This window comes from Mesorhizobium sp. P5_C1 (genome assembly GCF_054049815.1).
Genome location: NZ_JBFULQ010001124.1, coordinates 1 through 967 on the forward strand (window position 1 = coordinate 1; position 967 = coordinate 967).

Here is a 967-nt window from a genome sequence, read left to right on the forward strand (position 1 = left end):
GGTCGAGACCGTAGAGATGGAGACGGTTCTCTCGAACTGGGTTTGAAACACGACTGACCTGGATCACCGACCCGATCGGCGTGCAGGTTAATCAAAGCGGCGCCGATTTTGGGACGCTTGCGGCAGCGCAGGTGACCGGGGACTTCCACCAAGGCACCCCATCATCTGCCGAACGATGCCGTCGAACAAATGCCGCCTCTGGTGGTACCATCGCTCAATCCGAGTACGGAGTGGACGCTGGGGACCTACCATTATCACCAGCGCAACGTCGCCAATCCTGCTCAGCACCTCGCCTTGTTCATTGATCGGAATTTTCCGGCAGGTCTTCGCGTTCAGGTCAAATCATCCCACTGTCGCTCTTTCGAAAGCACCGATGGCGGTCAGGGAGCCCCTGTCGACCTTCGGTCGGCCGCGAATGCGGTCATCACCGCGAATGCTTCTTCGCCGGGATCCACTGATCTCGTTAACGAGCCGGGATTTCGTGGTTGTCCTCCGCACATTCTCAATTTGCCGCGTCAACGGGCTCGATGTTCGGCATTCCGCTTGCGCGTGGCCGCAGCTTTCTTCGCCGAGTCCGAGCGGCTCGCGGCCGAGCGTGCGGCGGATGCCTTGCCGCCAGTTTCACCGCCCTTGCGGGCCGCAGGATGACCTGTGTGCTTGCCGCGGCCAGAACCTCCCTCTTTCTTCCCGCCGCCATCGTCCTTGTTGACAGTTGCCCATGCCCGGCGTTCGGCTTCGTTGTCGGAAACCCCACGCTTCTCGTAGCCTTCGGCAATGTGGTCGGCTTTGCGTTCCTGCTTTTCGGTATATTTCGATTTGTCGCCTCGTGGCATGGCCGTTTCTCCTGTTGGATAGGATCTGAACGAAAGGGCGGCCCCTGAGTTCCAGCCCGGCACTTGAGAAACCAAACTCCATTTGAGGACGCGGTCCGGCAATGATTTCGGCTAACCCGCATCGGCCTTTAGAG

At 59.7% G+C, this 967-nt stretch carries 1 protein-coding gene; it reads right to left on the minus strand.

Translation table 11 applies throughout. The features are described from left to right. Positions 1-515 precede the first annotated feature (515 nt). The gene (locus ACXJ7R_RS34330) at positions 516-833 is read right to left on the minus strand and encodes a plasmid stabilization protein (RefSeq protein ID WP_457155671.1); all 318 of its coding nucleotides are present in this window, start codon (positions 831-833) and stop codon (positions 516-518) included. Between the last annotated feature and the right edge of the window lie 134 nt (positions 834-967).

Excerpts from the sequence above, each read along its gene's own strand:
- ACXJ7R_RS34330 (WP_457155671.1), bottom strand. The coding sequence starts at position 833 with ATGCCACGAGGCGACAAATCGAAATATACCGAAAAGCAGGAACGCAAA.